The sequence below is a fragment of the Paraburkholderia fungorum genome, assembly GCF_003610895.1.
Classification (GTDB): Bacteria; Pseudomonadota; Gammaproteobacteria; order Burkholderiales; family Burkholderiaceae; genus Paraburkholderia; species Paraburkholderia fungorum_B.
Genome location: NZ_MCAS01000023.1, coordinates 261,456 through 288,099 on the forward strand (window position 1 = coordinate 261,456; position 26,644 = coordinate 288,099).

The 26,644-nt window shown below is 58.1% G+C and carries 19 protein-coding genes; 12 read left to right on the forward strand and 7 right to left on the reverse strand.

Annotated elements, in window-relative coordinates:
• Positions 1–37: 37 nt before the first annotated feature.
• Positions 38–577: a D-glycero-alpha-D-manno-heptose-1,7-bisphosphate 7-phosphatase gene (locus tag BCY88_RS21920; RefSeq protein WP_120346268.1), complete on the reverse strand. Its 540-nt coding sequence runs from the start codon at positions 575–577 to the stop codon at positions 38–40.
• 548 nt (positions 578–1,125) lie between these two features.
• Here BCY88_RS21920 and BCY88_RS21925 point away from each other — a divergent pair.
• The 4 genes from BCY88_RS21925 to BCY88_RS21940 are packed head-to-tail and all read left to right on the forward strand — an operon-like array spanning position 1,126 to position 5,859.
• On the forward strand, positions 1,126–1,968 hold the full coding sequence (locus tag BCY88_RS21925; protein ID WP_120346395.1) for a glycosyltransferase family 2 protein: 843 nt from the start codon (positions 1,126–1,128) through the stop codon (positions 1,966–1,968).
• Positions 1,965–2,924 carry a UDP-glucose 4-epimerase family protein gene (locus tag BCY88_RS21930; RefSeq protein ID WP_120346269.1) on the forward strand — a complete coding sequence of 320 codons (960 nt, stop codon included), beginning with the start codon at positions 1,965–1,967 and terminating at the stop codon, positions 2,922–2,924. The genes BCY88_RS21925 and BCY88_RS21930 overlap by 4 nt, the downstream gene beginning before the upstream one ends.
• 8 nt (positions 2,925–2,932) lie before the next feature.
• Positions 2,933–3,973, forward strand: coding sequence for an MraY family glycosyltransferase (locus BCY88_RS21935; RefSeq protein ID WP_120346270.1), 1,041 nt, complete (start codon positions 2,933–2,935; stop codon positions 3,971–3,973).
• Complete coding sequence (locus tag BCY88_RS21940) at positions 3,973–5,859, forward strand: polysaccharide biosynthesis protein (RefSeq protein WP_120346271.1); 1,887 nt, start codon at positions 3,973–3,975, stop codon at positions 5,857–5,859. The genes BCY88_RS21935 and BCY88_RS21940 overlap by 1 nt, the downstream gene beginning before the upstream one ends.
• Positions 5,860–5,926: 67 nt before the next feature.
• On the opposite strand, the gene BCY88_RS21945 is transcribed toward BCY88_RS21940, so the two are convergent.
• Entirely contained in the window at positions 5,927–7,027 is a 1,101-nt protein-coding gene (locus BCY88_RS21945) for an MraY family glycosyltransferase (protein WP_120346272.1), read from the reverse strand.
• 271 nt (positions 7,028–7,298) lie between these two features.
• On the opposite strand from BCY88_RS21945, the gene BCY88_RS21950 reads away from it, so the two are divergent.
• Together BCY88_RS21950 and BCY88_RS21955 are read left to right on the forward strand one after the other, a co-directional pair.
• Entirely contained in the window at positions 7,299–8,945 is a 1,647-nt protein-coding gene (locus BCY88_RS21950) for a methyl-accepting chemotaxis protein (RefSeq protein ID WP_120346273.1), read from the forward strand.
• 751 nt (positions 8,946–9,696) lie between these two features.
• A complete protein-coding gene (locus BCY88_RS21955) occupies positions 9,697–10,803 on the forward strand; it encodes a beta-glucosidase (protein ID WP_404935718.1) in 1,107 nt (368 codons plus the stop codon).
• 208 nt (positions 10,804–11,011) lie between these two features.
• On the opposite strand, the gene BCY88_RS21960 is transcribed toward BCY88_RS21955, so the two are convergent.
• Positions 11,012–12,091 (reverse strand): glycosyltransferase family 2 protein, encoded by a 1,080-nt coding sequence (locus tag BCY88_RS21960; protein ID WP_259461477.1) that lies wholly within the window; start codon positions 12,089–12,091, stop codon positions 11,012–11,014.
• A 347-nt stretch (positions 12,092–12,438) separates the two neighbouring features.
• Between BCY88_RS21960 and BCY88_RS21965 the strand changes: the two genes are divergently transcribed.
• The 6 genes from BCY88_RS21965 (at position 12,439) to BCY88_RS21990 (ending at position 21,598) form a co-directional block, all read left to right on the forward strand.
• Positions 12,439–13,506: a glycosyltransferase family 2 protein gene (locus BCY88_RS21965; protein WP_120346276.1), complete on the forward strand. Its 1,068-nt coding sequence runs from the start codon at positions 12,439–12,441 to the stop codon at positions 13,504–13,506.
• A 39-nt stretch (positions 13,507–13,545) separates the two neighbouring features.
• Positions 13,546–15,045 carry a N,N-dimethylformamidase beta subunit family domain-containing protein gene (locus BCY88_RS21970; protein ID WP_120346277.1) on the forward strand — a complete coding sequence of 500 codons (1,500 nt, stop codon included), beginning with the start codon at positions 13,546–13,548 and terminating at the stop codon, positions 15,043–15,045.
• Positions 15,042–16,295: a hypothetical protein gene (locus BCY88_RS21975; protein ID WP_147408548.1), complete on the forward strand. Its 1,254-nt coding sequence runs from the start codon at positions 15,042–15,044 to the stop codon at positions 16,293–16,295. Before BCY88_RS21970 ends, BCY88_RS21975 begins: the two co-directional genes overlap by 4 nt.
• 70 nt (positions 16,296–16,365) lie before the next feature.
• Positions 16,366–17,703 (forward strand): cellulase family glycosylhydrolase, encoded by a 1,338-nt coding sequence (locus BCY88_RS21980; RefSeq protein WP_120346279.1) that lies wholly within the window; start codon positions 16,366–16,368, stop codon positions 17,701–17,703.
• 122 nt (positions 17,704–17,825) lie between these two features.
• Entirely contained in the window at positions 17,826–20,087 is a 2,262-nt protein-coding gene (locus BCY88_RS21985) for a polysaccharide biosynthesis tyrosine autokinase (RefSeq protein WP_120346280.1), read from the forward strand.
• A gap of 26 nt (positions 20,088–20,113) precedes the next feature.
• Positions 20,114–21,598, forward strand: a complete 1,485-nt coding sequence (locus BCY88_RS21990; protein ID WP_120346281.1) for an MOP flippase family protein — start codon at positions 20,114–20,116, stop codon at positions 21,596–21,598.
• Here the strand turns inward: BCY88_RS21990 and BCY88_RS21995 are convergent.
• From BCY88_RS21995 to galE, 4 genes are all read right to left on the reverse strand, one after another.
• Positions 21,524–22,585: a glycosyltransferase gene (locus tag BCY88_RS21995; protein ID WP_259461479.1), complete on the reverse strand. Its 1,062-nt coding sequence runs from the start codon at positions 22,583–22,585 to the stop codon at positions 21,524–21,526. The two genes, BCY88_RS21990 and BCY88_RS21995, sit on opposite strands and share 75 nt — an antisense overlap.
• A gap of 236 nt (positions 22,586–22,821) precedes the next feature.
• Positions 22,822–23,913 carry a glycosyltransferase family 4 protein gene (locus tag BCY88_RS22000; RefSeq protein ID WP_120346283.1) on the reverse strand — a complete coding sequence of 364 codons (1,092 nt, stop codon included), beginning with the start codon at positions 23,911–23,913 and terminating at the stop codon, positions 22,822–22,824.
• A gap of 33 nt (positions 23,914–23,946) precedes the next feature.
• Positions 23,947–25,092 carry a glycosyltransferase gene (locus BCY88_RS22005; RefSeq protein WP_120346284.1) on the reverse strand — a complete coding sequence of 382 codons (1,146 nt, stop codon included), beginning with the start codon at positions 25,090–25,092 and terminating at the stop codon, positions 23,947–23,949.
• A gap of 522 nt (positions 25,093–25,614) precedes the next feature.
• The gene (galE, locus tag BCY88_RS22010) at positions 25,615–26,637 is read right to left on the reverse strand and encodes a UDP-glucose 4-epimerase GalE (RefSeq protein WP_120346285.1); all 1,023 of its coding nucleotides are present in this window, start codon (positions 26,635–26,637) and stop codon (positions 25,615–25,617) included.
• Positions 26,638–26,644: the final 7 nt, after the last annotated feature.

The following is a 26,644-nucleotide window of genomic DNA, read 5'->3' on the forward strand; positions in this document are numbered from 1 at the left end:
GTGCGCTGCGATGCCTAGCCGGAATGTAACCTATCGGTCAGGTGGCGAGGCGAAGATACGGCATCGCATCGAGCGGGGAGGCCGTTTTAATGGCCGGCTGATAATCCGGTTCGTCGCCCATGTAGAGCAATGTGCCCACGCCGGCCGCATGGCCAGCGGCCATGTCGGTCTTTTTGTCGCCAAGAAAGACTGATCGGCCGAAGTCTATTTGATAATCGCGTCCGGCTTGCAGCAGCATGCCTGGCGCAGGTTTGCGGCATGCACATTCCCGGTGGTACACGCCGATTCCGTATTCTGGGTGGTGGGGGCAAAAATAGGTTCTTTCTATCGAGCCACCAGCATCGGTGAATTTTTGAGTCACCCAATCCATCAACTTCCAGAAATCTTCTTCCGTGTAATAGCCTCGGCCTATGCCTGCCTGGTTCGTTACGATGAATGTTTTGTATCCCAGATGCGTTGCCTCGGCCACCAGTTCGAATATTCCCGGAATGAACTCGAACTGCTCTCGCCGATGTGTGTATCCGAAATCAACATTGACAACGCCGTCCCTGTCAAGGAATAAAGCCCGCTCTTTCATAAGAAATCTTTCCGTGTATTCGAGTGTCTGTCAGAGGCCTTGACGTCGCATGAATTTTCATTTCGCAGCTTGCGAATGATTTTTAAGCGACGAGCGACGATACTTCCGACGAGTTTTGCTTATACCTTCATTTATAATAGGGCCGACAGCGCTGTCGCGATCAACGGCGCCCTGCCTTTCCTTTACCCTGATGGCGGGATGCGCTCGATCCCAAGCGTTCGGTGAGTTCTGTATGCCCTCATCAGCCGCGCAGGTTTGTCCCGGCGGTTCGACAGTCTAGCAGGGCTGCCGCGCTCGTTACACCTGTTGTAAGCACTGGTCGGCGACATCTGGCGTTGCTGCCAACGACGGCTTCGCCGCGCGAAAATGTTCGCCTTCTCATCAGGCGTTAAAATGGCGGTGAATGCGGAGGGTCGGATGCCACTTTTGCACGTAACAAAACGAAAAGCAGGTTGTCCGACCCGGACATTTTGAGCAGACTGAAAAGCTTCCGTCGGCGCGTCGTCGAAAAATACAAGTGCCGCGATCAGGCACGCTGCTTCATTTACATGAATACTAGTGCGCTGATTTCCGAAGTCGAGGGTCTTTCCGTGTCGGTGGTTGTCTATCGGCCGGACCCGGTGCAACTCGCGCAAACGCTGGATAGTCTCGCGGTCGCCCGTGATGCCTTGATGGTGGCGAGGCCTCATCTTCAGGTCGAGCTTTACCTGGTCGACAACGGCGGCCTGCCTGAGGTCAGCAGCTTGCTCAGCGAGCTTCGCGCTCACGAGATTCCTGCGGCGATCATCGCCGGGCACGGCAACGTGGGCTACGGGCGCGGACATAATCTGGCAATCGAACGGTCGGGCAGCCGCTATCACCTGGTCCTGAATCCCGATGTCGACCTTGACCACGATGCACTGATCAAGGCACTCGACTTTTTCGAGGCACATCCGGAGCTTGGGCTGCTGACGCCACAGATCTGCGACGATCAGGGGCGCATCCAGTATCTCTGCCGCCGCTTCCCGACGTTGCTCGATCTATTCGTGCGGGGATTCTTGCCGGCGAGCGCGCGCAGTTTTTTTGCGCGGCGTCTGGCGCGTTACGAGATGCACGATGTGATCAACGGGCGCGACATAGTGTGGGATCCGCCTATTGTCAGTGGCTGCTTCATGCTGTTTCGAACGAGTGTGCTGAAAAAGCTCGAGGGTTTTGACCCGGGCTATTTCCTCTACTTCGAAGACTACGATCTGAGCCTGCGCACCCACGACGTGGCCCGTGTTGCGTATCTGCCCATTGTTCGTGTCCTGCACCACGGCGGAGGCGCTGCGCGCAAAGGGTCCGCGCATATTCGAATGTTCGCGGCGTCGGCGGTGAGGTTCTTTAACCGCTTCGGTTGGAAGTTGCTATGACGCACGTTCTCGTAAGCGGTGCGAATGGATTTGTCGGGCGAGCGCTCGGACGCGCGTTGATTGACGCAGGTCACACGGTGACCGGGCTGGTTCGTCAACCGGGCGGCTGCGTGGACGGCGTACAGGAGTGGGTTCATGACGGCAAGGATTTTGCCGGTGTCGCCGACGCATGGCCGCAAGGGCTAAAGCCCGATTGCGTCGTGCATCTCGCAGCCCGCGTTCATGTCATGCACGACGATGCGGCTGACCCCGACGCCGCATTTCGCGCGACCAACGTCGAAGGTACGCTGCGACTTGCGGAGGCGGCCAGCCGAAACGGCGTGCGGCGCTTCGTATTCGTTAGCAGTATTAAGGCAGTGGCTGAAACGGATGGCGGGCGTCCGCTTCGGGAAGATGACCCGGCGCATGCAGAAGACGCCTACGGCCGCTCGAAGCGGGAAGCTGAGCAGGCCCTGATTCGTTATGGCGATGAAAGCGGGCTCGACGTCGTGATCGTGCGCCCGCCGTTGGTTTACGGCCCGCAGGTGCGGGCAAATTTCTTGCGTCTGATGGACGGCATCTGGCGCGGCGTGCCGCTGCCGCTAGGGGCCGTGAGCGCGAGACGCAGCCTGGTTTATGTCGGTAATCTCGCCGATGCCTTGCTGTGTTGTGCGACGGACCCGCGCGCGGCACATCAGTGCTTTCACGTCGCTGACGGGATCGATCCGACTGTTGCCGAACTTGCACAAGCCATCGGCAAGCATTTGCAGAAAACGGCACGGCTTTTTCCGGTTCCGGTCAGCTGGCTGCGTTTCGTTGGCCGACTGGCACGCCGTTCGGCGCACGTCGAACGCCTGATCGGCAGTTTGCAGGTCGACACGACGCACATTCGCCGCGTGCTTGACTGGAATCCGCCATACACAGCCGATGACGGTCTGGCTGCGACCGCCAGTTGGTATCGATCGAAGAAGCGCTAAGACAGTCCATGAATACGCACGCTCTTTTGACTTTGCCTTGGATGACTGTGGCTGCGATAGCCGTGAGCGCGGCATGCGCGAGCGCGGCGATCTTGCTTGTCCTGCTGAAAACCGGACTGGCGTGGCGGCTCGCCACGGATATTCCGAACGACCGTTCCTTACATGTCCGTCCGACACCACGGGTCGGCGGCTGGGGCATCGTGCCAGTAGCCGTGGTGGCGATTTTGCTTGCCGCGCCGTCATTGTGGTGCGCGGCACTGGGTACCGCGTTCCTCGCCGCGGTGTCGCAGATTGACGACCGCCGTGGGCTGCCCGCGCGCGTCAGGTTTGCGGCGCACTTCATCGCGGTCGCGGCATATGTCGCGCTCTTTCCGGCGGCTGCGCCATGGTGGTTGCTCGCTGCATTGGCCTTTTTGATGATGTGGCTGGTCAATCTCTATAATTTCATGGATGGCGCCGATGGCCTCGCAGGTGGCATGACGCTGTTTGGATTCTCCGGCTATGCAGTGGCCGCACTGTTGAGCGTGCATCCGGTGCCTGAACTGGCGTTGGCATCAGCGGCGATAGCAGGCGCGGCCTTGGGTTTCCTGATATTTAACTTTCACCCGGCGCGCATTTTCCTCGGCGATGCCGGATCGATTTCAATCGGCTTTCTGGCTGGCGCGCTCGGTTATTGGGGCTGGCGGGGCGGTGTCTGGCCGATCTGGTTTCCGGCGCTGGTGTTCGCACCTTTCATCGCTGACGCCTCCGTCACATTGTTGAGACGCTTGCTACGCGGTGAAAAATTTTGGAAACCGCACCGGGAGCACTACTATCAACGTCTGGTACGTTCCGGTGCGGGTCACGCTGGAACCGCGTGGATGTGGTACGCCGTGATGGTGATCGGCATCGTACTCGCGGTCAGTGCGCTTGATTGGCCCGCTATGTTTCAGTGGAGTGTCGTTGCGATATGGATCGGCATCCTTTTCCTGATGGGAGGAGTTGTGGATCTGCGTTGGCGTCGTTTCCAATCAACACTGTCCGAACGTTCGTCTGAGGTATCACGCTGATGTTAAGAAACAAGAGCTCCTGGCTATCTCTCAGCGCTTTCCTGTTCGATTTGTTCGCGGTTGCGACCGCGTGGCTGACTTCGTACCTCATTCGCTTCAACGGGGTTGTCCCGATTGAGTTCAGGATGGGAGCGATGCACTCGTTATTCTGGGTTCTCCCGGTCTATGGCGTGATGTTTCGCATCTTCGGCCTGTACCGGGGCATGTGGGTATTCGCCAGCCTGCCGGACCTCATGCGCATTTCAAAAGCCGTGATAGCCGGTGCGCTTATAGCGATGGTCGCGTCCGTGATGGTGCAACCGGTTCCGATTGTTCCGCGCTCTGTTCTTGTGGTTTCCCCGTTGCTGTTGTTCCTGGCGATGGGAGGCGCGCGTGCACTGTACCGCGCCACCAAGGAGTTTTACCTTTACGGCGGCCTTGTAGGTAAAGGCAAGCCGGTCGTGGTGCTCGGCGCCGGCTCGGCAGGCGCGAGTCTTGCGCGCGAACTGTCGCGCTCCAGTGAATGGCGTCTGGTCGGCCTTCTGGATGACGATGTGGCCAAACACGGCCGTGAAATCTACGGCTATAAAGTACTTGGCGCCATTAGCGAACTGCCGCAGCTGGCTGAGTCGCTCAAGACTGAATACGCCATTATTGCGATTCCCTCTGCGTCCGTGGAGGCGCAGCGACGCGTCGCCACGATTTGCGTACGCGCGGGCGTTCGCGCAATGGTGCTGCCTGCGTTGACCGCGCTGACGCAGGGGCAAGCATTTCTGTCACGGGTACGGCAGATCGACCTCGAAGACCTGCTTGGCCGGGATCCAGTCAAGATCGACACACCGCACGTTGAAGCCCTGCTGCGCAATCGCGTGGTGATGGTAACGGGAGCAGGTGGTTCGATCGGCTCGGAACTGTGCCGTCAGATTCTGCGCTTCGAACCCGCGCAACTCATTGCGTTCGATTTGTCCGAATATGCGATGTACAAGCTCACGGAAGAGCTGCGCGAGCGTTTCCCGGGCTTGCCGGTGATCCCGGTGATCGGCGACGCGAAGGATTCGCTGCTGCTCGATCAGGTGCTGTCGCGACATGCGCCGCACATCCTGTTTCACGCGGCGGCCTACAAACATGTGCCGTTGATGGAAGAGCAGAACGCCTGGCAGGCGGTGCGCAATAACGTACTGGGCACCTACCGCGTGGCGCGCGCGGCGATCCGTCATGACGTGAAGCATTTCGTCCTGATCTCAACTGACAAGGCGGTCAATCCAACCAACGTTATGGGCGCGAGCAAACGGCTCGCCGAGATGGCGTGTCAGGCCTTGCAGCAAACCAGTACGCGCACGCAGTTCGAGACGGTGCGTTTTGGCAACGTGCTGGGTAGCGCCGGCAGTGTGATTCCCAAGTTCCAGCAGCAGATTGCGAAGGGTGGTCCTGTCACCGTCACCCACCCGGAGATCACGCGTTTCTTCATGACCATTCCTGAAGCCTCGCAACTGGTGCTGCAGGCATCGAGTATGGGACGTGGCGGCGAGATATTCATTCTCGACATGGGTGAGCCGGTGAAGATCGTCGATCTGGCTCGCGACCTGATCCGTTTATACGGGTTCAATGAGGAGCATATCCGCATTGTGTTTACCGGACTGAGACCCGGCGAGAAGCTGTACGAGGAATTGCTTGCGGACGACGAAACGACAACCCTTACGCCACATCCCAAACTGCGGACCGCTCAGGCGCGCGGCGTGCCCGATAACTTCCTGGACGAACTGCTGCCGTGGCTGATGCAGCACCGTGTACCGGCAGACGACGAAGTGCGCCGCGACCTGCGGCGCTGGGTGCCTGAGTATCAGCCGAACCTTGCGCCACCTCTGCAGAGTGTCTCGACGGCGACTAGTATTCGCGTTTCGCTTTGAGCGACTGGGAACGTACAAGGGGGATACTGCGGATGTAATAAAAAAAGGCGCCTGGGCGCCTTTTTTATTACCGCTTTCCTTTCCTCACCACCATCCATCGCGGCGACTTGAACCGCACGATACTCACGTAAAGCCACACATAAGTCGCCGCAAACACCACCACGAAACAGAACAGATGCAGCGTATGCCGCCAGAACAGCGTCGCCGGCACGACCGCAATCAGACATAGCAGCCACAAATACGGCGACGTCAGCGAGTTCCGCCGTGTCAACTCGCGAGCGGTACGCGTACCCACCGCCCAGCGCATCAACCGCTTATAAACCAGCATATGCAGATGTACGCCATCAGGAATGCCCGGCGACATCCCGCGAACAAACTTCTTCCGGTAGATCGAGAAGCAGGTCTCGAAGATCGGGTACATGAAAAGCAGCACGGGATACCACGCCGACACATCGCGATTACGCATCACGAGCATGATTGACAGCTCGGCAAGCATGAAACCGATGAAATACGCGCCACCGTCGCCAAGGAAAATCAGCCCCGCCGGAAAATTCCAGATGAAGAAACCAAGCACCGCGCCCATCATCATGAACGATGCCGACAGCACGATCGGATCGGACACCTGGAACGCCACATAAGCGAGTGACGCGAACATCATGAACGCGACCATCGATGCGAGGCCATTGAAGCCGTCGATGATATTGATTGCGTTGGCGAGCGCGGCGACAGCCAGCACGGTGACGGCACAGGAAATCACCGCATACGAGAGCAGAAAGTCGAGCGGCGGCACGCTGATGCGCGTGACCGCGATATCCAGCAGGAAATAGGCAAGGGCCGCCGCCGCCATCGTGCAGACGAGCCGCGCGAGCGGCGACACCCGCTTGGTCAGATCTTCGACCAGGCCCGAGCCGAACGCCGGCATGCCGCACGCAATCAACCCCAGAATGCCGCCCGACACGGCGGGATACGCGTGATGCAACTGCACCGCGGAGACGATCAGTCCGATCAGAATCCCGGCGCCACCGATGCGCGGCACCGGGCGCACATGGAATTTCTGCACGCCGGCCAGATCGGAGTCGGTGGAGAATTTTTCATGCAGATGCGCATAGCGCACGATCAACAGCGTGATCAGCAGTGAAACGACGAAGCCGAGTGCAAAACTAAGCATGAAAGTGGGCCTGAGCGAAGACGCCGAATTATACAAACGAAACGCATGCGGTCCTGAAAACCAGCGTTTGCTCCGATTATGCGGAAAATCCCAGATAGTGAGGCTTTAGCCGCCCGCAAACCCAAGCCGGTCATGGATTTCACCTATTTAATGAGGTCTGCGGAAGGCCGTTAACCAGGATGCGGCGAAGTGTAGGTTCCAGGCGAAAAAAGATGATCGCCTGCGCATCGCGGGGTTTGCCGTCGATCAAATAAGACGTTCCGGAGATCCAATGCTTAATAACATCACCATTCGTGGCGGCCTGACGCTCGTGATCAGCGTGTTCGTTGCCTTCCTGCTGATCGTGATCGGCGTCGGCTACGGTGCATTGAAGCTCGCGAATAGCAGCCTCGATGAGACGCAGCACAGCGCCGTGGCACTGTCGCATCTGAAGGCAAGCTCCGAGAAGCTGCTGCAGGTACAACTCGCGCTCGGCTCCTATCAGACGCTGTTCAGCGTCGGCAAGCAAACGGACGAGCTGTTGCCGGCCGCGCACAAGGTGCTGGTCGAATCGAACAAGGACTTCGGCAACTACATGGCGGGCCCGTTCGCGAGCGAGGGTGAGAGCAAGCTCGCGCAGTCCGTCGCGCAGGCACGCAGCGCGCTTGTCGATAAAGCGATCGAGCCGGAGTTCAAGGCGCTGAACGATTTCGACTTCAACACCTTCCGCAACATCCAGGGTGAAACGGCGAACGCCTTTTACGCGGCCTATTCGAAGTCCATCGACGCCCTCCAGCGCCTGCAAATGGACAGCCAGCGCAAGCAGGCCGAGACGGCGGCGCAGCGCTTCCAGATGGCGACGCTGCTGTTCGCCGGCATTGGCGCGATTGCCATCGTGATCGGCGTGATGGCACGGATCGGCCTATCGGCCGCGGTGATAAAACCGGTCAACGTGACCATCAAACATTTTGAGCGGATAGCTGGCGGTGACCTGACGATCGCCATCAGAAGCAAGTCGCGCAACGAGATGGGCCAATTGCTCGGCGCGCTGACGAAGATGCGCGACGGTCTCGTCGAGACAGTGGCCAAGGTGCGCGGTAGCACTACAGCGATTACTCAAGGCGCGAACGAGATTGCTGCGGGCAATGCCGACCTGTCGTCGCGCACCGAGCAGCAGGCGGCGGCACTTCAGCAAACTGCGGCAAGCATGGAGCAGCTCTCTGCGACGGTGAAGCAGAACGCCGATAACGCGAAGCAGGCCAACCGATTGGCGCAGGGTGCGCTGGACACGGTGACGCGTGGCGGTGCTGTGGTGTCGCGTGTCACCGAGACGATGGATGGCATCAGCGCGTCGTCGAGGAAGGTAGCCGAGATCATCGGCATGATCGAAGGGATCGCGTTTCAGACGAACATCCTTGCCTTGAACGCAGCCGTCGAAGCGGCTCGTGCGGGGGAGCAGGGGCGCGGCTTTGCGGTCGTTGCCTCGGAAGTGCGTAGCCTCGCGCAACGATCCGGCTCAGCGGCGAAAGAGATCAAGGAGCTGATCGGCGAATCGGCTGCCAAGGTAGAGCAGGGGGCCTCGCTCGTGTCAGATGCGCAGAAGACGATTCACGAAGCCATGGACGCGGTTCAACGCGTCACGGGTGTCATGAACGAGATCGAGGCGTCAGCGCTCGAACAGAGCGATGGAATCGAACAGGTCAACAAGGCGGTCTCGCAGATCGACGAAGTCACGCAGCACAATGCCGCTCTCGTCGAAGAGGCTGCAGCCGCAGCCAAATCACTGGAAGAGCACGCGGTTGCGTTGCGTGATGCAGTCGCGGTGTTTCGACTCGACGATGCAGCAGTGACGAAAGGCAGTGAGGTCGCATCGATTGGCTTCCACGGCAGCAGAGATACGCCTCTACGGAGCCGGGCATTACCTCTTCGCACTATCTGAGCTGGCGAGTCTGTCGTTCTTCGGTACACCTATGTGTCGTTGAACGACTGTTCCTCACGGTCTCTCTCAACTCATTACCGTTCGCTGGCCGCTTGACGCATGATATTTTCTCGCCAGAAATCGAACGAGCCGACTACATAGGTCTGCGATTTATATTATTAATATAAAAGTGAAAGTTACCGTGTAATTGTCAGACGTTACACGTTGTTACGGTTCAAAACTCGTTAAAAACGTTTCATCTGTGTAACATTGCCACACCTTATCGGACAGAACAAAGAACGTTCTGTCCTAGGCGGTACGCATGTTGTGAAGTTGCGCCCGGTTTGTCGGGGCGCACAGGCCGTCCTGCCTTCTTTCATCCTGATCCAGTCGCTAATGGCTTCCTACGAGGACGCCTGGGTGAACTTTTTCCTGGTTCAGGGCCGTTAAAAGCTCAGATGTCACGAAGATGAAACTACGAACCTTACTTAATTATTCAATCTATTTAGTTGTGCCAATTTTTTCGGCATGTGGTGGCGGCAGTGGAGGGAGTGACCCTACAAACGTTGCTGCCAACGCCGTCGATCCGGTATCCGTGGTGAACGTCGCCAAGCATCCGGCGTCAGTGAGCGGTACCGCGATTCCTCCCTCGACATCGATCAACGACTCGTCGGGCGCGGTCTGGTCGGTGAAGAGTGGTGTGGTCTACCGGGCAGGTCAGAAAGCCGGCTTTACGATGAACGTCACGCTGCTGCTGTGGTATGCCGGCAAGATGTATCAGCAAAACGTCGACAACCAATGGTGGGTCTGGCAGAACAGCAACTGGGTGGCATCGGCCGATCCGCGTCCTGCTTCTACCTCCGGCTCCACTTCGGGCTCCTCCGCTGCGTCGGGCACGCCCGCGACAACCACGCCCCCGGCGACCTCGGCGGCGATCCCGTTCTTCGGCATTAACGAGCACTACAACTACGGCGGCATTTACACGTCGATCCCGCTCGCCACTCAGGCTGCAACGCTTGCGGACCTCGGCCTGGTGGGGAATCGCCAGGACATTCACACCTACGACCAGCTCGACGCCGTTGCGAACACGGTTATCCCTGGCATGGGTTCGAAGATCACGGTCCTGCCGATGATCGACGCGTATCCGTGGGATGACCCGTCGCTGAATGGCCAGACGCCGACTGAAGCCAGCGCTTACGCCTACGCCTACTCGATGGCGGCTTACGCTGCGACCAAGTTCAAGGGTATTCCGGCGGTCGAATTTGGCAACGAATACGATCTCGATAGCCACAACCAACCGGTGGCCAACGACGGCGCCAATGTCTCGGACTACGACAACACCACGTGGCCAATCTGGCGCGGTGCGCTGCGCGGCTACTACGATGGCTGGCGCTCGGTCGATACGGCAGGCACGACGAAGGTCATCGCCACCGCTTCATCGGGTTTCCTGCATCTGGGTTGGTATAAGGGCATGCTGATCGGCACCCAGCCGGATGGCTCGACCGGACACCCTGTGGTGAAGACCGACATCATTCAGTTGCACTGGTACTCGGACGGTGGCGATCCTGAGAATACGTGGGGTGTGACGGGTACGAACTACAACGTTCTCAAGTCCCTGCACGACGCGTACAACCTCCCGATCATGTTCACCGAGATCGGCATCAACACCGACTTCTCCACCGCGCAGGCGCAGACGTATATCAACAAGACGATTCCTGAGCTCGTCGCGGCGAAGGCTACGTACAACGTGATCGGCTTCAACTGGTACGAACTGTACGATGACCCAACCGGCAACTACGGGATCATGACGAGCAACGCGGCCCAGAAGCCGATCTACGCAACGATTAAAGCGGCGGTCGCAGCTTCGCCGGTGCAGTAAGTAAGTGATTGACCCGGTTACGCGCGACACGCGCAACCGGGTCCGATGATGCATGATGCGACAGGCATGGCATGGCATGGCATGGCATGGCATGGCATGGCCTTGCGCATCCTTTGATCTGCTTCGTGCACGCATAGCGGCCGATCTCCAATCCGATGGACAGTGTCCCGGATTGGAGATCGGCCGCGTTTTACGTGTTGAAAAGGTCTTAGCGTTCGGAGAAACGCCGAACGAAGCTGTAGAAAATTCTCGGATGTATCTTGAGCAGGCACATCACGAAGGACAACTTCGGACGACTATCGGCATACATGCGATAAAGATGCTGAGGATGCAGTCTCTCGGCAACGGTCTGCAGGATCGGGCTAGCGAGCCGATACGTGGGCGCTCTCATCGCCACCTGAAAGGCGACCGTTCTAAAGCCATAGATGTACTTCAGTCTGAAAAGACGGCGCTCGCGATTCTGGATCGGCAGCGACGCAGTAGTCTTCTCCACGAGATCCATGATGGCGAAAAGATCGAGAATCTTTGGATTGAACCGGGTCGAGATGCCGCAATCGCGAAGCACATAGAAATACAGGCGGTCCGGGATCATGCGGACCGTCTTCGATCTGCCCAAGGTCTGGACCGACACGCATATGTCTTCGTAAATGAGTCCACTCGGATGGTGCACGCCCACAAAGATCGAGCGCCGCACGAGCTTGTTCCAGCAGTACGCCTGTAACGACAGATCCATGATCCGCTCAACTGCCTCGACCCCACCGATAACCTTGTCGTCGCTGTCAATCTGATAGTTCACCGAGCCATCGGGGTTGACGTTGGTCGCGGCAAAAATCACAACATCCGCGTCATGTCTGATCGCTTCCTCGATGACTCGCCCTATCAGATCAGGATGAACGTAGTCGTCGCTGTCAACGCATAGAACATAGTCGCCAGCGGCCTCCATAGCCGCAATTCGGCGTGTTTCGGCTAATCCCTGATTGCGCTCGTTCGTTACCAGCTTCCACGCCACTTTGTTCTGCGAACTCAGAACGCGAGCTGCGATTTCGCCGGACCGGTCCGGGCTGCAGTCGTCGACGGCAATAATCTCAAAGTCTGCACAGGTCTGTGACAGGAGCGACATGAGGCAAGCTTCAACGTAAGGCTCGACGTTGTAGATCGGCAGCAGAACGCTTACTTTTGGCACTGGCATCGGCGAGGTTTCCAGATTGAGGTGTCGGACTGCTATTGCAGTGACGTAAGCGCGTAGGCACGCAAGCGACCCTCGTAGCTCGCACACTTTCTCGCACATTCTTCAACCGGATGACCGTAGCGAACCGGCGTTTTCGGGTCGGTGCGATATGTCACATTTCCCGTTCGCTCTGCTGTTTCGAGCCGTCAGCGAGAAGCGAAACGCTCGCGGAAATTCATGGAAAGCCTTTGGCGCAGGTCATGACGACAGATCTGCAGCAATTGTCTGCACTTTGCAGTGGTGATCCGCGTGATCCGGCCCTCGCGCATGTGTTCCAGCATTGTGTGTTTCCGAACGTACGATATCGTCGCCGCACCGCAATATGCAGGCGTACAGGGGGCGTACCGAATATTCGCGTGGTCCGCGCAAAAACGAATCAACGTCGATTTTGAAGGCTCACCCATCCTATGAAACCTGTGGATAGACGCTGCGGCGAGACAATTCTGTCAGTGGTAATTCCGGCCTTTAACGTCGAGCACTACATCGGCGTTGCACTCAAATCGGCCCTCGCACAGCCGAGATCCGAAGAGATCGAGTTGATCGTGGTCGACGACGGCTCGACGGATGGCACCTTGAAGCAGATTCTTCAGGTCAAGGAAGGCGCGGGCGGGCACAACATCACGGTGATTCATCAGGAGAACCAGGGCGTGAGCGCTGCCCGCAATGCAGGCATAGCATGCGCAAAATCACGGTACATCGGCTTTCTCGATTCCGATGACGAATGGGCGGCGAATTTCTCGGATGTCATCATGCCGTTGCTCGATGCGGATACTGCGGACATCATCGAATTCAATGTCGGCATGGTGGATTCAAAAGGCCGCGTCGTCGGCGAGTTGAAAATGGTGGACGATGCCACGGCAGGCTTGCGAAGCAACAGTATGGCGGCGCTCCTGGAGTTCGCGCGCATTTGCCAGGTGCATTCCGGATCGCGGGTCTATCGACGCGAGTTGTGGGACGGTGTCGAGTTCCCGGTCGGTCGCGTGTATGAAGACTCCTTTGCCATCCCGCTGGTGTATAAGCGCGCCCGGACGCTATACGGCATTCGCGACAATCTCTACTACTACCGTCGGCGTGCAGGGAGCATCACACAGACCACAACGCTATTTTCAGTCGAGTGCGTCGCGCACTTTGCGGCGGATGCCCTGGAAAAGAGCGAGGCAGAAGAAGAACGAGTTTACTGGCTCGCATTGTTCAGAAAGTTTTTTGCCAACCAGTGCTTCCTCGCTTCTCGTGTCGATGCCTCCGCGCTTCCCGAAGCAATGAAGCTCGTCGAGGCGAGTGCCGCGAAGTATCGGGCCTTCGCCGCAAAACACAAGGAGCAGCTGCCACCGTTGCGCTTTCGCACACAGATATCGGTCAACCGTCGCGTGTTCCAGGTGAAGGGGCTGATAAAGCGCACGCTCGGCCTGGAACTGCGGCCACCCGTGGCAGCGCCGCGCCGTGTCGATTCAGGTGGTCAGGACAACCATCCTTGAACCGGCAACCGACAAGTGACCATTCGAGGCGCACGAAGCATGCAACTCTACCCACTTCAAACATCTTTCACTGCCGGGGAGCCGCTCGACCTGGCGGTGCAACCGCGCAGCCGGTTCTCTGTCGCAATCTATCAGCAGCAGGATGATGAGTCGCTGGTCAGCGTAGGTGGGGTGATCGCGGCGGGAACGCGGGATGTGGCGGTCAAGCTGATCAACGGCGACTACGTATTCGAGTCGTCGCGCGAGCGCAAACCGGTTCGGTTCGATAGTGACTGGAACTGGCCGACGATCACAGTGAGGCCGGAGACTGGAGCACTGGAAAGTGGGGCGTATGCCGCGATTGCGTACGAAGTCGGGCCGAACGGCGAACCGTTGACGGAGCTGGGGCGTCGTTGCGCTGCGCGACTGCCGGTTTTCGCCGGCCCGCCGGACAGCGACAGTATGGCGCTCATCGTCATCCGGCCGCGCTCGCCGGTTGCATCCATCGCGTACATCGTTCCGATCGCCACTTACCATGCCTACAATTCGATGGGCGGTGGTTGCTTCTACGGCGACCCTGTTTTCCGCACCCACCCGGCGCGAAAGGTGAGTCTCCTGCGGCCAGGCGGCGGACTCGGCATTCAGATCGGCCACGCCGAAGATCCGTATGACAAGCGCTCACCCCGGCAACACTTCACGCATTGGGACGCGAAGTTTATCCGCTGGCTGCGCGCTCAGCACTTTGCATGCGACTTCTATACCGACGTGGACTTGCATCGTGGGACGGATCTCGATCTGAACCAGTATCGCTGCATGCTCAGTGTCGGTCACCATGAATACTGGACTCAGCAGATGCGCGACCATGTTGCGCGCTTCATTGCCGGCGGCGGCAATCTGGCCGTGTTCAGCGGCAATACCTGCTACCGGCCGATCGATTTCGGCGCGGATGGGGATCTGCAAAACATCAGGGAAATGAATCGGCTCGCCGATCAATGGCCGGATTTCAACGAGAGCAATCTGATCGGTTTGAGTTATGGCTACGGCGGCGGGTCGTATGGTATCTGGAGCCGGTTCAGGCGCAAGTGGGTTAAAACCGGCCGCGAGCCGATCGGTTTCACCGTACAGCGCGCGGACCATTGGGCATTCGCCGGCACCAACGTCAAAGATGGACAAACCTTCGGTGCGGAAGATCATCTGGTCGGCTATGAGGCCGACGGCGTGCCGGCCATTCCGAACGGATTCGTTACGCTCGCCAATACGTCACGGCTCACAGGTTGGGAAGTTGGCGGTACCGGTGCGATAGGCGTATTTAAGCCCGATCTGGGTAGCGGGGCGAATCAAGGGACGGTGTTCAATTGCGGTACGACGGATTGGCCTCGGATTCTAGGCGATAGCGGCGCAGGCAGCCACGCGATCGTTTCGCGGATTACCCACAATGTGATTCGCCGGTTCTCGGACGTCAGCACCCGCGACGTCTCACACGAAGACTCCGCGTTGCGCGAATCATTAGCGCCTGGGGGCGGCGAACATCGAACGCCAATTGATGCTGGGAGCGCATGATGGGCGCACTCTGGGTATTGACCTTCTTCATCGGCGTGGTGGGCGATGTCATGTCGGGGGCGATTCGTTACTACACGTCGCTTGCGGGGGCGCCACAAGCTATCTATTTGCCCAAGTTGATGATGGCTGTCTGCATCGTGCTCATCATTTCGCATCGACCCAAGGTGAGCCACCTGCTGATCCTGCTGTATCTCGCCATGCAGGCATGCGTGTCGCTTTTCAACGGCATCGGAGCGGGTGCGGTCGCCTTCTGGGGATGGACCGTGTTGCCGATGTTTTTCGCGCTGTTGGCCCCGCCTGAAGCGCTGGAGATCCTCGGGCGTCCGCGCGTGCGGGCCGCGTTCCTGGCTGTCGCCGCGGTCTGCATGTTAGGGGTGCTGGTGAATTATCTCGGCTATTTCATGCCTTTGCCGTGGGTGGGCGCAAGCACGGTGGTAGACGGCACGGCCGTGCACGTCACGAACTCGAACTTCGTTGGCGAAACGCCGCGCTTGCCGGGGTTCGGGCGTGATAGCGCCGCGACCGGGCTCATGATCGGTTTGCTGTCGACATGGTTGCTGCCCAGATTCCGGTCGCTCACGTTCGCGACGATGATGCTTGTGGTAGCCGGACTTTCTATCTGGGCCACGACCAACAAGACATCGCTGGTTGCGCTTGCAATTGTGCTGACTATAGAGCGCTTCGGGAGGCTGGACACGATCAGGAGAGCCGCCATTTGGGCGGCGGCCGCGGCGCTCCTGCTGCCGTTCGCGTCGTTTGCACTAACGGCGGCGATCAACCACTCGATGATCGGCGGCGGCGCGCTTTCTTCGTTCCAGGATCGATTCGAGAATACATGGCCGCTTTTGCTGCAGGGCATGCTCCGGGAAAATCTGATCTGGCTGGGAATCGGTCCGGGCGGGTTCGGCGCGGCGACTACTTACTATCACGAGAACTTCGGCTTCAACGTGGGCTATGCGGACAACATTGCGTTGTATGCAATCGCGAACTTCGGCGCGTTTGGCGTGATTATCTTCTCCGTTCTGTTGGCGAGACTACTGTTCTTCAGTGAATCCAGGGATAGGCTTGCATGGACGATGCTGTTGTTCCTGTTGATCAGCGGTATTACCACGGACATCTTTGAATCGCTTGGTTGCCTGCTGTTCTTTGGCGTCGCGGCGAAATCTCTATGGCTAAACACGGAAGAACAACGCTTCCGTTTGAATCCTGGCTTGCTGATGTCCGTCAGGGAAAGAAAGTCGACGCTGTGACGTGGCGGTCGTGGCAGATCCAATATTGGCGGCGCGGGGTATATCCACTGTGCCGGCTTGGGGGCTGTAGATGAAGGTTCAGCGAAACAGGAGATTCGGTCGAATCGCCGTCGCGGGGTGCGTGGGTCTCGTCCTTGCGCTCGCGGGGGCACTGACTATTCGCGCCCTTGCAACGCCGGCAACGCCACTGGTCGTTCTGGAAGGAGCAGCGCAACCGGACGGAAGAGCCTACGCCGATCTGCCCTCGTTCGCAGCCGCGCGGGCCAACACGGGCGTAGCGATCCACGACATCAAGGACACGCGGCTGCTGGATGCGGTAAGCGATGTGGGTTTCTCATTTGTTCGTACAGATTTGTTCTGGGAAGCGGTGCAAGCGCCTGACGGGTGGCATTTTGGCGAGTTCGACACGCTGGTATCCAACCTCGCGCAGCGAAAACTGGGTGCGCTTTTTATCCTCGGCTACAAGCACTATCTGTTCAGCCCGGACCAGCCGCCAACCACAACGCGCCAGCTTGCAGCGTTCTACACCTACGTTTACCAGTCCGTGCATCGATACAGCGGTGCCGACGTCAAATTCGAAGTGTGGAACGAAGAGAACGACGAACTGTACTGGCTCGCCAAACCTTCTCCGTCACAGTATCGGAATCTGTTGGTTACAGCAGTGAAGGCGGCCCGCGCAGCCAATCCGAAGGTGATCATTGCCTCGGGAGGGGTGCAGGAAATGGACCTTGGATTCGTTCGGTCGGTTGGCGATGTTTCCAGCGCGACCCAGCGTGGTCCGGATGCAATTAGTGTGCACGCATATCGTCAGAAATATCCGGAGTCCGTATTTTCAGATTACAGAAAGCTGCGTGAAGATCTGGCCAGTTACAGGAACGCTCCCGCAATCTGGACGACGGAGTGGTCTTACCCGAGTTACGGCTACGTTTACGTCGCCAAAATTGCCGACGGTCATTCGCCAAAGGCGCTGGCGCTTCAGGCCAAGTACACGGTACGGCGATTCCTGGTCGACTGGATAGCGGGCGTTGGACTCACGGCTTATTACGACATGCGCGACGACGGCAAAGATCCGATGAATCGGGAACACAACTTTGGTCTGCTGGATGCGAACAATAACAAGCTGCCCGCCTATAACGCATCGAAGTATCTGTTTTCGTTCACGGCGAACACGGCAAGTGCGAAGTACTTTATTGACGAGAACGACAAGTACGTCGTCCTCAGGTTAACAACCACGGCCGGTGCGCTCAAATATGTGCTCTGGTCTTATGGCGACGGAAATGCACTGAACTTGGACGCTTCGCATTTGCCCGCGCATGCGACGATCACCGACATGTTTGGGCGGCCTTTATCCACGACAGGCGTGCTTGCAATTCCCGAAACGCGTGGTCCGATTTTCGTCACTGTTTAAGCGGTAGCGCCTCTTGGCACGCGTGGCGGCAAAGTTTCTCAGTAGTTGCAGATGAGCCTATTCGATAGCTGGAAGCTTGTGTTCTAACGGGTTCCCCTTCGTCCTTTATCGCGGGAAATGAAATGAGTTCATTCATCGGACAATCGGCAGTGGGTGTTATTCCAGCCCAAAACGACGGGTTAACCGGTCTTTGGCGGAACATTGCCCGGCACAAGTTGCTGTTCGCAGCAATCTTCGGTACATGTTGCTTTGCGGGTGGTCTGTACATTCTGCTGGCCACGCCACAGTACCGCGCTGACGCACTGCTGCGGGTACAGATCAAACCGGGCGCGTCAGTCAGCGCGCTATCCGACGTATCGGGAACGACGTCGGCGGATCAATCGGCGGACGATGAGACCGACGTGCTGACATCGCGGACCATCGTCGGCGAAGCGATCAAGGAAACCGGTGCCGATATCAACGTGCAGACGGACAGTCACTTTCCGGTGATCGGCCGCTTCCTTGCATCCCGTCATGCAGCAGCCACCGAGTTGTCGCCGCCGCTTCTGGGGTTGAGTGGCTATGCCTGGGGTGGTGAACAGTTGAAACCCGGCATCTTCGAGGTGCCAGGCGCTGCGTTGGGCGACAAGTTTCGCGTGGTGACGGGCGAAGCAGGTAGTTGGACCTTGTACGACAAGGACAGCCATCAGCTTGCGCAAGGCCGCGTTGGACAGACCGTGCCGTTCCAGGTCACGACCGACGACGGGACCGCGCCAGGGCAATTGAGAATCGACGTGCTGCGCGCACGGCCGGGCGTGGAGTTCACGCTCTCCAAGGTATCCATGCAAACGGCCTACGAGAACGTCAGCAATCAGTTGAAGACTACCGTTTCCAGCCAGAATTCATCGATACGCGACTCGTCGATGATGAGATTGAGCTACCAGGCCAGTTCGCCCATCACCGCGCAGCTAATGGTCAACACGATCGTGCAGGCGTTCGTCAAACGCAATATCGACGATCGTGCGACTCAGGCACGCGTGAAGCTCGAAACCCTGCGCGCGCATCTGCCTCAACTGGAGGCGGACATGCACGATGCGGAAAATCGCTTTAGCGATTTCCGTACGCAGCATCAGGCGATCGACATGGAGCAACAAGGTGCCGCGCTTATTTCGACCAAGACCGCGCTGGCCGAAAGACAGCGGGCCTTGCAACTCGATCGCGACGACAAGCAGCAGACCTTCGGTCCAGACAGCCCGGTCATTCGGGGATTGGATCAACAACTGGCCCAGATCAGGCTCGATCTTGCGAAAAACACCGACGAGGTGAAGAACCTGCCGGCTACGCAGCGCGAGTATGTCAGGCTATCCAGTGACGCCGGTATCAAAAAGCAGCTTTACGTCGGCGTGCTGGCCAATATCAACCAACTCGAAGTGGCTGCGGCGAGTACCGCATCCGGTGTAAGCATCATGGACTGGGCCATCGCGTCGGAGAAGCCTTCATGGCCGCGCAAGACGATCATTCTGCTCGGTTCGATCCTGGCTGGATTGTTTGGCGGCACACTTGCCGTTCATCTCGTGTCGCTTAACAGAAAGGAACTTCGCACACCGCAGGAAATTAACATCGTTTCGGACTTGCCGCGCCTGGCTGTTGTTGCGCGCTCCAAGGCCCAGCTTCGCGGTGTTGCCGATTCGCGTGGCCGTCCCGACGAGCCGGTCAAGTTGCTGGCTGTGAGCAGCCCCGGAGATCCGAGCGTAGAAGCGTTACGCTCATTGCCGAGCAGCGTGAGAGCGTTGCTTGCCGGAAACGCGAACGGACTGACGAACAAAGTGGTTCTGTTTACCGGCCCAACTCAGGGCGTTGGCAAGAGCTTTGTTTCCTCCAATTTCGCCTATCTGCTTTCGCAGACTGAGGCATCGGTCCTTCTGATCGACGGCGACATGCGGCAGGGCAAATTGAGCCGTCTCTGGGCGGATCAGGACCGGCCCGGACTCGCGGAGGTACTCAAGGGAACAGCGCAGCTCGAAGATGCGATTGTGCGCAACGAAGGGTCCCATCTGTCGATTCTGGGTGCGGGCGAAGCTTATCCGTCGAACCCCGCGGAGCTTCTCAGCAGTCCAGCATTCCGGGGAATGCTGGCCACACTTCGTGAGCGCTACGATTACGTGGTGATCGACTCGCCTCCTGTTCTGCCTGTAAGCGATGCCGTATCGATCGCGGCGCAAGGTTGCGACCTGGTTCTGCTCGTATCGCGCGCCGATTACACCGGCTCCCGTCAGGTCGAAGAAGCGCTTCAGCGGCTGGCGAACGTCGGTGCGAAAGTGGGGGGGCATATTTTCAACGGTTTCCTTCCCTCGCGATATGGCGAACGCGATGACTATGCGCTGAACGGCGCCCGGCGCTATTAAGCGCACCCCGGACCGCAAGGAAAATAATGTCATTACGTGAGAAGGCGATTTCGGGGGCAAAGTGGTCGGCTGCATCAATGATCTCGATCATCAGCGTCCAGTTTCTGCAGGTGGCGATACTTGCGCACCTGCTGAAACCGGGCCAGCTGGGATTGGCGAGTATGGTTTCGCTGGTGACGACGCTTGCCGATATGTTTCTCGATATGGGCTTGAGTACGGCGATCGTGCAGCGCAAGAATGTAGCGCCGAACGAGCTTTCCTCGCTGTACTGGCTCAACGTACTGTTTGGTGCGGTGCTGGGCGGAATTCTGCTCGCGGGTAGCGGATTGGCTGCGTGGTTTTTTTCGGAGCCCGAGCTTAAGACGCTGGTCGCTCTCGCCGCACTGATGTTCTTCGTCTCACCCCATGGCTTGCTTTACCAGTCGCTGATGGCGCGTGAACTGATGTTCGACATGCTGTCGAAGATCGAGGTCGCGTCGAGCATGGTGTTGTTCATTACGACGCTTGTCGCCGCGTTGCGGGGCTACGGTGCGTACTCGCCGGTTATCGGCGCGCTGACCGCCGCGGTGTGCCGCGTGGTGCTGCTCAATCTTAACGGGCGCAAGCTGCACAAACCCGGATTGCACTTCAGGTTATCGGAGACCAGGTCGTATCTCAGCTTCGGCGTTTTCCAGGCCATGGACTCGATGGTGAATTACCTGAACTCCAATTTTGGCGGCATCGTAGCGGGCCGGGCGTTAGGTGCGGCCACGCTGGGCGGCTATAACCTGGCGCTCAATTGCGCTGTCAATTTTCCGGCAAGACTCAATCCATTCTTTACGCGCGTACTCTTTCCCGTCTTTTCCATTATCCAGGACGACACGGCCAAGCTTCGTCAGAACTACTACAAGCTGACGGGCTTTATCGCTATGTTCAACTTTCCGCTGGTATTCGGGCTTATGGTCGTGGCGCCGGATTTCGTCGTGTGCATGTTCGGCGAAAAGTGGCTCTGGGCTACGCCGGTTCTGAGAGTGCTCTGCCTCGTGGGCGCATTTCGCTGCCTGGGCAATCCGGTTGCGTCGCTGATGATGGCGACGGCGAACATCCGCGTGAGTTTCTGGTTCAACCTGATGAAAACGGTGGCGATGTTGCCCGCCATTATCATTGGCGCCTATCTGGGCGGCGCGCTGGGCGTTGCGATTGCGCTTTTCGCGGTCGAAGCAATGACGATCCTGCCGATGTACCGGTTCATGCTAAAGCGCGTACTGGGACCGAGTTTCGGAGAGTTCCTCAATGCGTGCTTCGTGCCGTTAAGAATGACGATGCCAATGGTGGCAAGTGTTCTGATTGCTTCGGAACTGCTTGACGCCTCGTCAACGGGACATGTCTTGAGGCTGATTGCAGAGGTTACGCTTGGCGCGGTGGTTTTCGGCGTAACGTTTGTGCTCGACCGATCGTTACTTTGTGCCGAGATCAGAGGGATTGTGTTTAAGATGGTCCGTAAAGCAGCGTTGCGGCACGGTCTGCAGTAGTACACGCTGAGCTTGGGCGTCGAATGCTTCGCGGGAAAACCGTAGTCGAAAAGAATCGGTCAGCTCGGTGAGCGGATAGGCCCGCGCGGAGAATATTTTTTCGACGAACGCGTCATGATCGTGAGCGGGAAACAGCAATTCCGCGGGCAGGTACGATCCGAGTGCCGGCACGTCCGATGCAACGATAGGGCGGCCTGCCAGAATGGCCTCGATCATGACGAGCGGCACACCCTCATAGGCCGAAGGCAGCACGATGACGTCGCTGGCCACGATATAGGGCAGTACGTCGGATTGCGGACCGATGATCCTGACGCATCGGGACAGAACCTCGCTGCCTTTTACTGCTTGCCGCAACTTCCCGGCGTCCGGGCCGTCGCCGACAATAAGCACAAGCGTATCGACAAACGCATCCGGATTCCGTTCTATGGCAGCGAGCAGGAAGTTTTGCCGCTTATGCTGAAAGTGAATCCGGCCAATGTGTGTGCAAATAAACTTTCCACTCTGCGGCAAAGAAAGCACGCTGCGCGCCGCGTCGCGCGTGAGAGCAGTATTGCTGAACTTGTCGTCGACGCAGTTTTCCAGAATCGCGATAGGCGTTCGTGGCGCCTGTTTCAGGAGCTTTCCGCGCAGATGATCGTTTAGCGTGATGTACTGCTGCGGTAGCTGGTACAGCGCGCGTTTAACCAGCGCTTTGATACGCTGCGCCGCAGGCGCTCCCGCATCGGCATCCTCATCGACCAGTGGGATATAGCTGACGGCTATCGTTCGCGTCAAGCGCGCGGCGAGCACGCCGGCGAGAGCAGACACGATGGTTCCCTGGGCGATAACGAGTTTCGACAGATGAAGTGTGCGCAATAGCGCAGCCGTTCGCCACGTCGCCGACAACAGCGCAAAAGGATTGTGTTGAATCAACTCGGTGGTGAAGGGCAATGAGACGGCAGTGACCTGACGATGCCGCCCGGCGATATTTCTGGCAAAGGCGGACATGGGTTCATTCGCGTCAGGCACGAGAATGTGTAGGCTGACAATGCCCGGGCACTTTACAAGTGCGAGAACAAGCCGCTTGAGCATTTCCTCGTGGCCACCGTTGACGCCCGAATCGCAATAGATGCCTAACCTCACTGATGCTCCCCTTTACGTTGGAATATGACCTGCGAGTGCGCCACCCACCCTGGACCTTGATCCGGAAGGCCGGCAGGGGTTGCGAGACAAAAAAGCCGAAGTCAGACGTCGCGCCGGGATCGATCGATAACCTGCGAAAGCATTTCCGCGCTTCTACCCCAACGGTACTTGGCGGCGTGCGTATGACCTCGTTCTATCAACGTCGCCCTCAATTCAGGCGAGCGCAGCAGTGTGCGCAGCTGGTCGGCAATATCTTCTGACGAGTAGGGGTCGCAATAGAGCGCTGCATCCCCGCAGGTTTCCGGTAATGCAGTGGACCGGCCCACGATAACGGGGCAGCCGCTTCGCATTGCCTCGAGCGGCGGGATACCGAATCCCTCGTAGATCGATGGATAGACAAAGCAGTGCGCGTGCTGATACAGCGCTTTGAGTTTCTCGTCGCTGATATACCCCACTGCTTTGACGTTGGGCGCGACGCCTTGAACGTCCTCGACATTGCCAAACACGCTTGCGTTCTTCATCCCGACAATGACCAGATCGATCGTCGGATCGCCGAGTTGGCGGAAGGCTTCCAGTATCCGGCCAAAGTTTTTGGTGGGATTCCTGCTGCTGACCGCGAGCACGAAACGCTTCGATATCAGGCCGTGTTCATGCAACACGCTGGCATCGGGTGCGATTGCGTCCAGATGATCCGCGCCAAGCGGAACCACGTTGATTCGCTCTGCCGGCACCCCGCAGTGATGCGCGAGACGCTGTCGTGAGAAGTTCGAATTGGTGACCACGCAACTCGAGGTTCGCGCAAGAATCCAGAACATCAGCCTGTACCAGGCCCGAAAGCGCCACGAGAAATGAGCGGGGGTATCGAACACCGCCGCATCGTGCATGTAGATAACCTGATTGAAACGGAAGATCGAAGCCGAGTTGCTGAGATTGACAATGCGATGCCGGCCGGCAAACACGGGGAGAACGAGTTGCTCCCAGAACACGCCTTTTCCGAATCCGATCTCGACTGTGTTTGTACTCCCCCCCACGGACTGAAGCGCTTGTTGTGGCGGAACGACGACGGTGACTTCGCCGTTGTTGGGCAAATGGCCAAGCGCGGCGATCAGCTCACGTGCGACGCGCTGTACGCCGGTCGTCTTCTGAGTGGCGAACCGGCCGTTGTAGATGAACGTAGGGGTAGCTGGGACCATATTCTTCACACCGTTGTCTCCCGGAAGCCAGATTTAGCGATTGACTTCATAAGGAAGCGCGATGTCGGCAATCATGGGTTCTTTATTGGTATTCCGCTCGTCGGCAAGGCCGTAAAGCTGTTGCCATTCGCGAAAGATCGCGTCCATTGAGAAACGCGCCATGGCCCGCTTTCTCGCGGCCGCACCCATTTGCTGCCTAAGCGTCCAGTTGTCGCGGAGCAGAGCAAGATAGATCGCCATTTCCTCGGCGTTTGACGCCACAAAGCCGGTCACACCGTGAATAACGACATCGCGATTGCCGACCACGTTGGTGACAACCGCGGGAATACCCGCGACCTGTGCTTCGATTAGCGCGAGCGGCATGCCTTCCCAGCGGGAGGTCTGCACATAGACGTCCAGCCGGGACATCAACTCCAATGCCCGCTCACGGGTAACCCAGCCGCTGCACGTGACGGCATCACCCTGGTAACGTTCCGGCACGTCTTCTGTGTTGCCGCCTATCCAGACAAAGCTGACCGAGCGATCCTGGAGTTCATTCGCCAGTTGAATGAACACCTCATGGTTCTTCTGGAAGGACGCGCGCCCTGTCATGCCGATCACAACCTTATCGTCGCTGCGTTGGCAGTGCACCGGGATTTCACTAATGTCGACTCCGTTCTCAATCATGATTGCGGCGCGCGCGTGAACTCTGCCCTTGATCTCATGCAGCTCGCTGCGCGAACAGGCGACGATCGTTCCGCCGATGTAGTTGGCGAGGCGCTCGAAGCTCAAATAAGCAAACTGCTTCGTGGCCGATACATCGCGCCGCAGGAAGGCGGGACCGTGCGGCGAATACAGCACCTTGGCGTGAGGAGACGCGATCTTGGCCGCGGCGCGTCCAAGCGCGCCCGCTTTCGAAGAATGGAGGTGAATGACTTCGGGATTGCGGTCGCGGAGGTTCTGAACCAACGCGCGCAGGCTCGACCAGTCCTTCTTGAAACTGATCTCCCTGCACATCGCGACATACGTCATTTTGACTTTTGGATGAAACAGCCGCGCGAAATCATGCGGCGTTTCCCGCCGCAATGAATAAATGACTGAAACATTTGCCCCGGCCTCAGCGGCCCGATTGGAAAGCTCGACTAGCATCGACAGAACCCCCCCTCCGAAGGCTTCCGTGATATGAACGATGTCTTTCATGTGTCTGTTCCCGTGGGCGAGATTCTGGTAGGCGTGATGGGACGGTTCAGCTAGATGGAGGTACCCCTGCGGTTTGATCTTGTCTTCACAGCGCCAATGGCTCTGTGTGATAGCGCACACTGAAAATGGATATATATGTAGGCCTGCGAAACGATCAGAAAAGTATTCTCAATATGGTAGGAATGAATTAGGTCCTATCCGCACAAAGAGTACGAATCAACGCGGCAGGGTGGCGGAATAAAACTGAATTGACGATCTTTTACGATTCGAATTCGAGCGGATTCGAAATAGGCGATACCGGTTTATAAAGGCGAGAAAGTTCGCTAATTGCGGAGATTGAGGTCGAACATCTGGCTCAATATCGAGCCGATTTTTTTTCTGAAATTAGCGAACGTCGTCAATGAGCACAATGGACGTTCTGAAGACTGTTCGACATGGAACACATGCCATGCGAGATCGGGATGATCGACAGCGGTTGAGTCCCTGCCAGGCAACTCGTTGCGCTGTCGACCTTTACTTCATTCAGGCGAAGCCGCGCGGGTTCGTCGACTGCCACCGCCAATGATCCGCGCACATCCTTTCGATCCCATACTCTGCGCGCCAGCCAATCACTTCCAGGGCCGCGGCGGGATCCGCAAAACATGAAGCCACGTCGCCCGGGCGGCGAGCCACGATCTCGTAAGGCACGGGCCTGCCGGCAGCCTTCTCGAACGCCTTGACGACGTCGATCACGCTATAGCCCTGGCCGGTTCCGAGATTCACGACGAAACTGGCATCACGCTTGACGAGCGCATCCAGCGCAGCCAAGTGTCCGCGCGCCAGGTCTACAACGTGGATATAGTCCCGCACGCCGGTGCCGTCCGGTGTCTCGTAATCGCCGCCGAATACGCGCAGCTTTTCCAGCTTACCCACTGCGACCTGGGCCACATACGGCATCAGATTGTTGGGGATGCCGGCCGGATCTTCCCCAATCAGACCGCTCTCATGCGCGCCGACCGGATTGAAGTAGCGCAGTGTCGCAATCCGCCAGGAAGCATCCGCCACTTCCAGATCACGCAAGACCTGCTCGGCAATCAGCTTCGATTGCCCATAAGGATTGGTGGCCGACAGCGGAAACGATTCGTCGATTGGCGAACTCTTCGGCACGCCGTAGACCGTCGCCGAAGAGCTGAACACGAACTGCTTCACATTGCGATCGCGCATCACGCCGAGCAACGCCAGCAAACTGCCGACGTTATTGCTGTAGTACTCGACGGGTTTGGCGACCGATTCGCCCACCGCTTTGAGCGCGGCAAAGTGGATTGCACCGGTGATCGGATGAGCGTCGAAAATACGGTTGAGCGCCGCTTCGTCGCGCGCGTCGGCTTCGTAAAAGGTCACGGGCTTACCGGTGATCTTCTCCACGCGCCGCAGCGATTCGCGATTGCTGTTCACGAGATTGTCGATTACCACGACGTCGTAACCGCCGTTGAGCAGTTCGACGCATGTGTGCGAGCCGATAAATCCTGCACCGCCCGTTACCAGAATCGTACCCTTCGTGGTCATTCTGTTA

Coding starts and splice junctions, on each gene's coding strand:
- BCY88_RS21920 (WP_120346268.1), bottom strand. CDS start 577: ATGAAAGAGCGGGCTTTATTCCTTGACAGGGACGGCGTTGTCAATGTT.
- BCY88_RS21925 (WP_120346395.1), top strand. CDS start 1,126: ATGAATACTAGTGCGCTGATTTCCGAAGTCGAGGGTCTTTCCGTGTCG.
- BCY88_RS21930 (WP_120346269.1), top strand. CDS start 1,965: ATGACGCACGTTCTCGTAAGCGGTGCGAATGGATTTGTCGGGCGAGCG.
- BCY88_RS21935 (WP_120346270.1), top strand. CDS start 2,933: ATGAATACGCACGCTCTTTTGACTTTGCCTTGGATGACTGTGGCTGCG.
- BCY88_RS21940 (WP_120346271.1), top strand. CDS start 3,973: ATGTTAAGAAACAAGAGCTCCTGGCTATCTCTCAGCGCTTTCCTGTTC.
- BCY88_RS21945 (WP_120346272.1), bottom strand. CDS start 7,027: ATGCTTAGTTTTGCACTCGGCTTCGTCGTTTCACTGCTGATCACGCTG.
- BCY88_RS21950 (WP_120346273.1), top strand. CDS start 7,299: ATGCTTAATAACATCACCATTCGTGGCGGCCTGACGCTCGTGATCAGC.
- BCY88_RS21955 (WP_404935718.1), top strand. CDS start 9,697: ATGTATCAGCAAAACGTCGACAACCAATGGTGGGTCTGGCAGAACAGC.
- BCY88_RS21960 (WP_259461477.1), bottom strand. CDS start 12,091: ATGTGCGAGAAAGTGTGCGAGCTACGAGGGTCGCTTGCGTGCCTACGC.
- BCY88_RS21965 (WP_120346276.1), top strand. CDS start 12,439: ATGAAACCTGTGGATAGACGCTGCGGCGAGACAATTCTGTCAGTGGTA.
- BCY88_RS21970 (WP_120346277.1), top strand. CDS start 13,546: ATGCAACTCTACCCACTTCAAACATCTTTCACTGCCGGGGAGCCGCTC.
- BCY88_RS21975 (WP_147408548.1), top strand. CDS start 15,042: ATGATGGGCGCACTCTGGGTATTGACCTTCTTCATCGGCGTGGTGGGC.
- BCY88_RS21980 (WP_120346279.1), top strand. CDS start 16,366: ATGAAGGTTCAGCGAAACAGGAGATTCGGTCGAATCGCCGTCGCGGGG.
- BCY88_RS21985 (WP_120346280.1), top strand. CDS start 17,826: ATGAGTTCATTCATCGGACAATCGGCAGTGGGTGTTATTCCAGCCCAA.
- BCY88_RS21990 (WP_120346281.1), top strand. CDS start 20,114: ATGTCATTACGTGAGAAGGCGATTTCGGGGGCAAAGTGGTCGGCTGCA.
- BCY88_RS21995 (WP_259461479.1), bottom strand. CDS start 22,585: ATGTCCGCCTTTGCCAGAAATATCGCCGGGCGGCATCGTCAGGTCACT.
- BCY88_RS22000 (WP_120346283.1), bottom strand. CDS start 23,913: ATGGTCCCAGCTACCCCTACGTTCATCTACAACGGCCGGTTCGCCACT.
- BCY88_RS22005 (WP_120346284.1), bottom strand. CDS start 25,092: ATGAAAGACATCGTTCATATCACGGAAGCCTTCGGAGGGGGGGTTCTG.
- galE (WP_120346285.1), bottom strand. CDS start 26,637: ATGACCACGAAGGGTACGATTCTGGTAACGGGCGGTGCAGGATTTATC.